The sequence below is a fragment of the Verrucomicrobiota bacterium genome (genome assembly GCA_016871495.1).
GTDB lineage: Bacteria > Verrucomicrobiota > Verrucomicrobiia > Limisphaerales > VHDF01 > VHDF01.
Genome location: VHDF01000129.1, coordinates 1 through 9,960, shown reverse-complemented (window position 1 = coordinate 9,960; position 9,960 = coordinate 1). Strand labels below are relative to the sequence as shown.

Below are 9,960 nucleotides of genomic sequence, written 5' to 3'. Positions count from 1 at the left end.
CCGCCTGACTGCGGGAGCTGCGCCTGGGCGTGAAGAGCCACCTGCAGGGCCATCGTCAGAATGAGGTGGAATGGGACGTTACGCTTTTTCATAGGTTGAGTACTTTCTGTTCGTTCGTAGTAGGGGGATCGATATGGAGTCGATTTAGGATTTGCACGTCCACCATCCGGCGTGGGCAGCGGAGGCTGATTGGCGCTCGCTCTGCCGGCGCACGAATTCTGCCAAGGCAGTGATGAGATCTTGCATTCATCTATTCCTACGGGGCCCGCGGCCGATTATTGCGCGCGCGGAGAACTATTTTGCGCGAGATCGGACTGAACCCCGGGAGAGACTGATTGCACGGCGGCCATCGGGTGGAGACTCCAATCGGGTATTCCTCAAACGTGCGCGATGATCCATGTCCTCTGGAGATGGGTTCCTCCTCCGGTCGTTTACGACGTGGAAACGTCGGGATTATCGGGCGACGTCGCTGTGAACAATTGGGGTCGTTCGATTGGCACAGGGAAGACGTCGCACCGGTACCGCGGCTGACTGAGTAACGGGATTGTCTCCCGCGAGTCCCCGCCCAGTTTAACCACCGCGACTAAAACTCAGGCCGCACGATCACAAAACTGAGGAAGTTACGGCCGCCCAGCAAACCACTGATCTGGCCTGTTTTCGTGTCCAGGTTCACCTCGCACTCGCAGAACCCTCCGGGCTTTTCTTCTTCGAATTGTCTGTCCCCTTATGTTTTAGGACATAGTTTTCTTGTTCGCCATCGCCTGACCCCATTGGCGAAACCGGTGATGGAAAAATTCGCAGCCAGGTTCCAGGCGGTGCATCCAGAGGTTGTCGGTGACCGGGTTGTCATGGTAACGCAGACAGCCCTGTCTGCTGTTTCGCAGGCTGCCCAGCCTGCGGGGCGACGAAGGGAACCAGGCGCGTGGAGAGCATCGAAGGGCCTCGTCCCTCACCCGCCGGGCCGACGGGCAGTCGGCGATACGGCAGGCTGGGCAGCCTGCGCTACACTGCAGACAACTTCGGGATGCACGGGGTACCAGGTTGTCGCGCAGGGGCGTATTGTTTCGAGCATTCTGCCAGTAGAAAAGCGATCCTCTCCCATTCACCACCACGCAAACGTCGGATCAGGTTGAGCTCCCCAGAATGCGCCGTCACTCGGCTACGGATGCCGGTTGAACGGCAGCGAGAACTGCCCGGCATGCCCATCCGCCCACACCATCACGACGAGACCCTTTCCCTTGTAGTTGTGCCAGACGCTCTTGGGGTCGGTCACTCCTCGGGTGACGTACCAAATCCAGTCGCCTTGGACCAATTTATTGCTCGGACTCACCGCGATTTCACTGGTCTTCAGCGATTTGCCTTCATCGGTAGCCGAATTGGCCAACGGATCCCCAGTAATCCGGCGGATTCGGAATTGATCCCACTTCCACTGCATTTGGTAGCTGTTGCCGTACTCCTTGTAACAATTCTTCACCGCTCGGCCGAAGAACTCCAAACTCTTCGAGTCACCCTTGTCTGCCGGACATTAGAAGATCTCTGGAGACCCCTGATACCGGAAAAGGGGACGGTTGGTCATCCCGACGAAGAAAGTATACGCCCCGTCCTTCCCGCCCGAAGCGGGCCAGTCCCGGCACAGCGGATAGCCGTCCTTGTTGTCGTCAGCATAAAGTTGAAAGGCGAGAATGACCTGCTTGTTGTTGGAGACGCACTTGATCTGTTGGGCCTTCTTCTTGGCGTTCCCAAGCGCCGGAAGCAGCATCCCCGCCAGGATGGCTATGATCGCAATCACAACCAGGAGTTCGATGAGTGTGAACGCGTGGCGCCTCTGAGGACAGGGTTCTCCGAGACCCCCACGAGTTCGACCTGAATCAGCCTGAATTTTCATGGCAAGACTGAACTCCTCAAACTCGCGCCCGGACCACTTGTGGCCATCCGGGCGCGAAGAGATGCAGAGCTATCTCTTACTTTCGGAGCCGATAGAACTTGGATTTCGCCCCGGCGGCGACGGTCGCCACATGGTCCGTGCCTTCCACGGTAATGGAAGCGCCATCCGCTGCCCAACCTCCCGGGAGGGCCAGTGTCGATTCCAATTTGAAACCGCTTGCTCCAACGGGCCAGCTTAGCTTCAAATTGCCACCGGCGATGGAAACCCGCAACGCGACCGGAGGTTCGAAAACGCCTTTGATCAAGCGGATATCATCCAGCAGAAACGTGTGATCGCCCTCGGGCGAAGTGGTAAACTTCAATTCACCCTCCGCCACGCTGGGGGTGAAGGAGAGGGTTTTCAAATGGAAAGCCTCGCCAACCCCAACCGGTGAGACTTCCTCATCCTCCACCAAGGGCACATCCGCGAAACTCACGCTGTAACGCGTGGCGCCACCTCCGCAGCAATTGCGGGCGTTATAGGAATAAACAAGTGTGTATTTCTGATTGGGCGTCAAATCCGTCACGGTCTGCGCCAAAGTGCCGGGCCCCTGCATGAGCAATACGCGATCCTGGTCGGAAGCAATTCCGTTGTCGGTGAAGGGTCCGAGCCCGGTGATGTTCACTCCGTAAGCGCCGGTCTGGGACCAGCCAGACATCTTCTTCGGCTGCAAATAACCAACGCCAACCGGATTTCCGCTCGCCTCAAAACTGGAGTTGATGAGGATCACGTCGTTGGGATCCCGCCGCACGATGCTGACCGCATCGAGCAGTACGGTGGCATCGCCCTGGGCTGTCGTGATGAACTCGAGCAACCCGCCCGCACTGGCCGGGACAAACGTCAAAGTTCGAACCGAGTAAGGATGAGCATCCATGACGGGGGTAACGCCTGTGATTTTGCCCAGCTCTTTGCCGTCGAATTTCACGGCCAAATCAATTTTACCGTTGCAGCAATTGCGGGCGTTATAGCGGAATTCCAGCCGGTAAGTGGCGCCCGCGGTCAATCCAGCGATGTCTTGCGACAACCGATTATTTCCTTGAAGAACCGCCACTTGATCGCGGTCGGGAATCTCGCCGTTGTCATGAAAAGGTCCCGCCGCTTTGTTCAACCCCGTTCCCCCGCTCCACCCGGCGATGGGACCCGCGCCGATGCCGGCAGGAGCCGGATTGCTTTCGAAGCTGGAGTTCCGCACAAACGACATCACGATGTTAACCGACACGTCATCCCCGACGCGCAATCCCGCCGCGTCCGCGACATCGATGCGGACGACTCCACGCGCAACGGCTAAGATTTCAAAAGTCTTGGACTCCGAGCCGCCCTTGGGGAATTCGAGCGTGATCAAGCCATCCGCCTCCGCCCCGGTGAGAGCAGCCACGGCCGGGTTCGAGCTGCGCAGCCGCAGGGTGTGGGCTTTTGTCTTGATCGCCTCGGGATCCAGGCTGACCTTGACCGTCGCCTTCAAGCCCGGCGCGAGTTCCAGGCCGTTCGGCTCGAACGCGATCGGTTTGAATTCCACGATCGTCTGCGCTTCCACCTTGATATCGTCGAGCAAGACCGTCTGGCTCGCTTTGGTTTGAGTGAAAGTGAGTTCCGCCACCGTATCGGAAGCGGTGAATGTGACGGTCTTGACGCGATAGGCGTTGGCCCCGCCCACCGGTGCGACATCATCTTCCGCGAGCGCAGCAGTTCCCGCTTTTACCTGCAAACGCGGCGATTGGCCGGTGGGTGCGTTGTAAGCATACGTCACCTTGACAACAGAGCCGATCTTGAGATTGCGAATCGTTTGGGAAAGCGAGCTGTTGCCCGTCAGGAAAGCGACATTGTCCTGATCGGGCACCGCGCCGTTGTTGGCGGGTCCAGCGACACCCGGTGTGCTGATCCCATACGTCCCCGAAGCTCGCCATCCCGCAATGCCGGTGCCATCGACGAAAATTCCGTCGCCCACCGCGGCTCCGCTCGCCTCGAAACTCGAATTGGCAACCACAGCCTGGCCCGCGTTGCGTTGAATGATGGTCACGCCATCGAAATTGGCGGTCGCATCGCCGCTCGCGACCGTGGCAATCGTCAGCTTGCCTGAATCGCTCTCAGGAGTGAATGGCACATTCGCCAGTCGGTAAGGATTGCCTCCGTCCGCAGGTTTAACGTTGGGGAACTTCGCCAGTTCGGCGTCATTCCACTTCACGACGATATCGATCGTGCCTCCGCAGCACCTCCGCGAGTCGTATTGAAACTGAATCCAGTATTGTTTGCCGGGCAAAAGACCGCTGACGTCTTGAGAGACTTCACCGCTGCCTTGTTTGAATCCCACACGGCGTCCATCGGGAATCGGGGTACCGCCGTTATGGAACGGACCTTTGGCTTCGTTCACTCCGGAAGCGCCGCTCCAATCATCCGCCGGACCGTAATGTGGAAAGGCGTCGTTGTAATTCGATTCGAAACTTGGGTTTTTGATGAAGGACGCGCCGTGAACGCAAGGCAGGATTCCGAGCACGGCGAGGCCGAGCCCGGTCCAACGAAAGAGAGGAGAACGAGTCGTCATAGTGGGATGGTCAGATCAGCAGGTCTACGAACAGGGTAACAAGCGGACGTTCACGGAAGGCCGACTCGAAGTCGAGTGGAAAAATCACCCCGCGAAGCTTCCCGGTGCATCCAGAGGTTGTCGGTGACCGGGTTGTCGTGGTAACGCAGACAGCCTTGTCTGCTGTGGCGTAGGCTGCCCAGCGTGCGGGGCGACGAAGGGAACCAGGCACCTGGCGCGGAGGCCACCTGTTGATGCAGGCTCCTTGGAGCGGTCCGCGTTGAGTTTTCGGTATTCCAAGAGCGTTCGCGTGGTTCAGGCGGTTGCTTCGACTCACCAGCGTGTGATCTTGCGTGCGTGGGTGAAGGTCATGCGTTTGGTCCAGTTCTCGGACGAAGCGTTCCTTTCAACGTGTCTGTCCCTTCATTTTGTCCCTCCATTTTACAAGTCCCTCGACTCTACCGATTTCGTTCATCGGAACGCCTCCGCGGAAACGGTGAATGAGCTAGGAACCGTGGTGTACGGATCCTTGAGGCCAGGTCTCGCCCGTCGTGCATTTCGAGTCCTCACTCAAAGCGCCAGAGGGCTGGCGCAGTCCAAGACCTGGCGGAAACTCCAGCGGTCCGGTAACTTACAAAGCGTCTTCGCGTGCGGTTGCGCGTTCCGAGTCTTTCGAAATGTCTGTCCCTTGATTGTTTGACTGGCCCGAGCTGAGCAGGCCCTGTTTAGAGTATTGCCGGGCCAACAGAAACGCGGATCAGCAGGCCGTTCACCTCCCGCTGCGCTCTTTGCAGATTTCTTCTTTGCAGATTTCTTTCCTCCGTTCTATGTTTATTAGTTGTCCGGTTTCCTTCCGGGCGTCCATTGCTTAGTTGAACGGTTGTGAAGAGCGACCACGAAGTTATTCAGGCCTATGTTGACGATGGATCTGACTCGGCGTTCGCCGAGTTGGTCCGCCGTCACGCGGGAACAGTCTATGGCTCAGCATTGCGCCAATTGCAAAACCCCCATGCGGCGGAGGAAATCTGTCAGACGGTCTTCATCCTCTTGTCGAAAAAGGCCTCCTCCCTCAGGTCCGGGACCCTCCTCATAGGCTGGCTCATGCAGGCAACCCGTTACGCCGTCCTGGACCACCGCAAAACGGAGCATCGCCGATTCCAACGCGAAACCGCCGCCTTCGAAATGACGACGTTGAATTCAGACGCCACCCAGGACGAGGAGTCCACACTGTGGATGCAGCTTTCCCCTCGTCTCGACGAGGCCGTCGGAGATCTGGGGGAATTGGATCGCCAGGCGATCTGGTTGCGCTTTTTCCAGCACAAATCGCTGGCCGAGATTGGCCAGGCGCTGGGTTGCGCGGAAGACGCGGCGCGCAAACGTGTTGCGCGCGCGCTGGAAAGGCTTCAACAAGAGCTGCGCAAACGAGGGGTTTCTTCCCCGCTCAGTTCATTGCCCGCCGTGCTGGGAACCCAATTGAGTCCGGCGGCTCCGCCCCAGCTCATCGAAGCGACTTTGGGGGCCATCGCCAAACCCACGGCCAGTTCATTGGTCTTGGCGGAACAGGTCGCGAAACAATTCGCCCTCGCCACGCTCAAGTCTTGGCTCGCCCCCACTCTCGCGTGCGGACTCCTGCTTTGTGGAACCCTTTGGACAATCTACCAGTTCGAATCGGATTCGAGTCCGCCAGCCTTGGAAGCGTTGGCCAGCGATTATCGGCGGGCGGGTTTTCCGCGTCCGGACCCCGTCCATGAGTTGTTTCGAAAACTTCGCGAAGACGCGGTGGCGGGCAATCACCAAGCGGTGGCGGCGATCTGCCAGTTTCCCTTGAAGATCAACAATGAGGGGCGTACTTCTTGGATTCAAACTCCCGCAGAGCTCGCGTCGCGGTTCGATTCGATCTTCACCCCGGGCGTGTGCGGCATTCTCTTGAAATCTCCGCTCCAAGGATTGCTTTGCACCCCGCAAGGCGTGGCCGTGGGTGATGGTGCCGTCTGGGTGGCTCCAGATCCCAAGTCTGGCGACCAGGCCAAACCCGTGGTCATCGCCATCAACTTGCAATAAATTGAATTTGAATATGGCGACCCTGACATTTCGTGTCGTTTCCTGGAGCCGAAGGGCGAGTCGGCCGCACCGGCCTTGCCGCCGCAACGGTTTTACCCTCATCGAGCTGCTGGTGGTGATTTCCGTCATCGGCACTTTGAGCGCGCTCCTGCTTCCCGCGGTGAGTAAAGCCAAGGGTCGCGCCAAAGCGGTCAGTTGCTTGTCCACACTCCGGCAGATTGGACTGGCCATGCACATGTACGCGGATTCCGATCCGAATGGATACCTGCCATTCGATCCGAGGGCGACCAATAGTCCGGCCTGGATCGACGCCCTGGCGCCCCATGTCGGGGACTTGAACAGTGTGCGCACGTGTCCGTCGGATCCGCTGGCGGCGCGGCGCAAACTATGGAAGCGAACCAGCTTCGTTCTCAACCAATACACTTCGACCATCGCAGAGGAGTCACCCTCTTTTTCTGTCGATTTCGCGGCGCCCGCCCGAGTGGCTGATCCGGATGGCCGGGAATACCTGCTCCACCCTGCCTCGCCGAAGCTGGCGTCCTACGCGCGTCCGTCGGCCACGATCATTGTCTTCGAGGGGTCGAATCTGGGCACACGATTGCCGGACGGATCCGATTCGTCCCGCCAGCGAGCCATCTACGACGACCACACGCATCCGGATACATGGGGGTTGGGATGGCCGCATGTTCTCGCGGATATCGACCCTTACCGGCATGGTCAGGCGGCCAGTTATCTTTATGCGGATGGCCATGGATCGCTCATTCCGGCGGAGGTGATGAAGAAGCGCATTGAGAATGGAGATAACTTCGCGGTCATTCCCGAGTGAATCAGACGCTCCATTCGAAGACGCAAGCTCGGTGTGTCCTTGGCGCGGCGCCCGATCCCTCCCCGCCGAATCCCACCAGACGCGCAATAGGCCCAAGGTGAATGGCATTCCCTTGGCGTCAAATCTCCTGCGTCGAACTCGCCATCCGCGATTGGAGGCCGCGTGCCCCCACGCGGCGCACTGTCGCGGCTTCAAGCTCAGTATGAAATATCCGGCTTAGACCGTCGTCACCTCCAAAGACTCCACGATCAGCATAATGGGAATACCGTGCCGGACGGGATAGAGCACCCGGCCGTCGCTTCTCAACAAGCCGGCCTCCAAGGGTTCCTGCGTCACTTCGCCTCCCCGATTCTTGAGCGTACCGGCCGCTATACGCTGGTTCAGGCCCGAAATCAACGACGCCGGCGCATGGCTCAAGGACTGATGCGTTTCGGGACAGACGAGAAGTTGGACGAGATCAGCGTTCATAAGCCCGCCTCAACGGTCACGAAGGGGTGACCCCCCGGCGCGCGGCATCATAGACCGCCTTCAGCGGGACCCCTCGCGCCTCCGCCAGCTTTCGGCAATCTTCAAACTCAGGGCTCACCTGTATCAATTCATCGCCGAGCCAGCCTCGCTTCAAAGTGACCGGTCCGTATTCGGTTTCCACTCGCGTGAAGTCCCGCCGCAGCTTGGATCGGAGCGCCTCCGTTCTTCGCACTCCGAAGGTGCCGGTTTCCCGCATCATCCGCTCGGCAAAGCGGTCCGCATCCGCCAACGCACAAAGCACAGTCAGGAGAACGCCAGGCCGCGACTTTTTCATTTGCACCGGTGTGTGAAACACATCGAGTGCGCCCTCTTTCAACGCAGTTTCCGCAAAATAACCTAGCGCTTCCGCGCCCATGTCGTCGAGGTTGGATTCCAAGACCGCCACCGTGTCCGTCTCCCAAGGCCGGGGAACGCAGGATTCCTCGGCGCTCGACTCGCCCAAAATGGCCCTCACCACATTGGGACGGCTGGCGAGGTCGCGCGTGCCCAATCCATAACCCACTCGCCGCGCGATCAAACCCTTCATGGGCCCGAAGGCTTCTACGAACTCTGCCAGCAGGGCCGCGCCGGTTGGCGTCAAGAGCTCGTGCGGCTCGGCGCACTGCGTCAAGGGGATGCCGCGGGCGCCAAGAATCTCCAGAGTTGCCGCGGTGGGAACCGGATACTGTCCGTGGGCGCAGCGCACCCAGCCGGTGCCTTCGACCACCGGACTCGCCAGCACGCGCGGACATCCCAGCATGGCCAGCGCGATGCACGCGCCGACGATGTCCACGATCGAATCCACCGCGCCCACTTCGTGGAAATGGACCTGGTCAGCGGGAAGGCCGTGCACTTTGCCCTCGGCCTCCGCCACCCGGCGGAACACGGCCACGGCCTTCTCCTTGACCCAGTCCGAGAGCGAGCTGGACTCGATCAGCCGCCGGATCTCGGCGAACCCCCGGCCGTGGCCCGAATCGCTCTCGTGTTCATGAGGATGAGAGTGACCAAGCTCGTGGCTGTGACTGTGGTCGTGGTGATGCGCATGGGCATGGTCGCCGTCGTGGGGGTGACGGTGGGTATCGCCTCGCGCTTGTTCCAGATGCACATCGAATTTCACGCCCTCGATCTGGGATTTCTGGCGTCGGCTGGCATGCAAATGATAGCCGCCGACTCCGAGTCGCCGAAGTTCGCGCTCCAGCGCCTCGAGCGAAACTCCCAGATCGAGCAAAGCGCCGAGAAACATGTCGCCGCTCAGCCCGCTGAAAATATCGAGATACAGGGTCTTCATCCATTTCCCTCGCGCCGCGCGCCCGCGGCCGCTTCGGCGAGGGCCTGATTGATCTGCGCCGCCGCGTAGCCCGCGCCAAAACCATTGTCGATGTTCACCACGGTGACGCCGCTCCCGCAACTATTCAGCATGCCCAGTAGTGCGGCCCAACCGCCACCGTGCGAGCCATAGCCCACGCTGGTCGGCACGGCGATCAGCGGACGCGAAATCAATCCTGCCACCACGCTCGGCAGAGCGCCTTCCATGCCCGCAACCACAATGACCACATGAGCAGCCTGAATTTCCCCGATCCGGGCCAAAAGTCGATGAATGCCCGCGACCCCGACGTCGGTGATTTTCAAGACACAGTGCCCCATGGCTTCGAGTGTGACCACCGCTTCCTCCGCCACCGGAAGATCGCTGGTCCCGGCGGAGACGACGGCAACGCAACCCGGGAAGCGCGGCAGCGGCCTTTTCTCCAGGACCGCGCACCGCGCGCGTTCATGCACGCGAACGCGCTTGAACGCCCGCCGCAGGGCTCGTTGATGGTCAGGTCCGGCCCGAGTGATCAGCACGCGTCCACTGCCTTGATAAATCTTGCGCGCGATCGCGACGACTTCAGCGGGCAGTTTTCGCTCCGCCAGGATGACTTCCGGAAAACCCTTGCGGAGGGAGCGATGCCAATCGACTTGGGCAAACTCCAAGTGCGCGACCGGAGCTCGCTGAACGGCCTCGAGCACCTCAGCCAGGCTGGAATGTCCGGCCTGAAACCGCTCGAGCAAGATTCGCAGTTCTTCGCGCGTCACGAGCGCCATCGTGTCAGGCGTCCCCCCTCGCGGTCACGCCGGAAAGTGCCG

The 9,960-nt window shown here is 59.9% G+C and carries 8 protein-coding genes; 2 read left to right on the top strand and 6 right to left on the bottom strand.

What is annotated here, in order from left to right; genetic code table 11:
- Window positions 1-1,159: 1,159 nt before the first annotated feature.
- From FJ404_18450 to FJ404_18440, 3 genes are all read right to left on the bottom strand, one after another.
- Complete coding sequence (locus tag FJ404_18450) at window positions 1,160-1,474, bottom strand: hypothetical protein (GenBank protein ID MBM3824831.1); 315 nt, start codon at window positions 1,472-1,474, stop codon at window positions 1,160-1,162.
- A gap of 51 nt (window positions 1,475-1,525) precedes the next feature.
- The gene (locus FJ404_18445) at window positions 1,526-1,885 is read right to left on the bottom strand and encodes a type II secretion system protein (protein MBM3824830.1); all 360 of its coding nucleotides are present in this window, start codon (window positions 1,883-1,885) and stop codon (window positions 1,526-1,528) included.
- Window positions 1,886-1,961: 76 nt separating this feature from the next.
- Window positions 1,962-4,463 (bottom strand): DUF642 domain-containing protein, encoded by a 2,502-nt coding sequence (locus FJ404_18440; protein ID MBM3824829.1) that lies wholly within the window; start codon window positions 4,461-4,463, stop codon window positions 1,962-1,964.
- 861 nt (window positions 4,464-5,324) lie between these two features.
- On the opposite strand from FJ404_18440, the gene FJ404_18435 reads away from it, so the two are divergent.
- Together FJ404_18435 and FJ404_18430 are read left to right on the top strand one after the other, a co-directional pair.
- Window positions 5,325-6,503, top strand: a complete 1,179-nt coding sequence (locus FJ404_18435) for a sigma-70 family RNA polymerase sigma factor (GenBank protein MBM3824828.1) — start codon at window positions 5,325-5,327, stop codon at window positions 6,501-6,503.
- Window positions 6,424-7,329, top strand: a complete 906-nt coding sequence (locus FJ404_18430; protein ID MBM3824827.1) for a type II secretion system protein — start codon at window positions 6,424-6,426, stop codon at window positions 7,327-7,329. Before FJ404_18435 ends, FJ404_18430 begins: the two co-directional genes overlap by 80 nt.
- 216 nt (window positions 7,330-7,545) lie before the next feature.
- On the opposite strand, the gene FJ404_18425 is transcribed toward FJ404_18430, so the two are convergent.
- Genes FJ404_18425 through larB form a run of 3 tightly spaced genes read right to left on the bottom strand, consistent with a single transcriptional unit; the run spans window position 7,546 to window position 9,918 of the window.
- Window positions 7,546-7,797: a hypothetical protein gene (locus FJ404_18425; protein ID MBM3824826.1), complete on the bottom strand. Its 252-nt coding sequence runs from the start codon at window positions 7,795-7,797 to the stop codon at window positions 7,546-7,548.
- Between the two features lie 16 nt (window positions 7,798-7,813).
- The gene (gene larC, locus FJ404_18420) at window positions 7,814-9,124 is read right to left on the bottom strand and encodes a nickel pincer cofactor biosynthesis protein LarC (GenBank protein ID MBM3824825.1); all 1,311 of its coding nucleotides are present in this window, start codon (window positions 9,122-9,124) and stop codon (window positions 7,814-7,816) included.
- Complete coding sequence (gene larB / locus FJ404_18415; GenBank protein ID MBM3824824.1) at window positions 9,121-9,918, bottom strand: nickel pincer cofactor biosynthesis protein LarB; 798 nt, start codon at window positions 9,916-9,918, stop codon at window positions 9,121-9,123. The genes larC and larB overlap by 4 nt, the downstream gene beginning before the upstream one ends.
- Window positions 9,919-9,960 lie beyond the last annotated feature (42 nt).